The organism is Thalassospira sp. ABD4_177 (assembly GCF_056160125.1).
Map to the genome: position 1 here is coordinate 1 of NZ_JBSWWO010000014.1, position 267 is coordinate 267.

1 protein-coding gene is annotated in these 267 nt (G+C 52.1%); it reads right to left on the bottom strand.

The window, feature by feature from the left end:
- Positions 1–267, bottom strand: a 267-nt coding sequence (locus ACXAF0_RS19695) for a transposase (protein WP_475347526.1), incomplete at both ends; no start/stop codon positions are given.

Genomic DNA, 267 nt, shown 5'->3' on the forward strand with positions numbered 1-267 from the left:
GGGTCGAAGCGTATTGCCGGTAATGCGGCGTAGTAAAGAGCATTGCGCACTTCCATACGTCCGCCGCCAATCATTCTTTTGCCCTGGAACAGACCGCTATCCCTGTTGATTGGGGCGACACCGACCAACTTTGCAATCTGCCCTTTTTCAAGCAATCCGATCTCGGGCAATTCAGCGATCAGCACACAAGCCGTTACAAAACCCACTCCCTTCTGGGTCAACAGAACATGTAATATCGCCGTCAATTCCGGGGATGAGTCTACACAC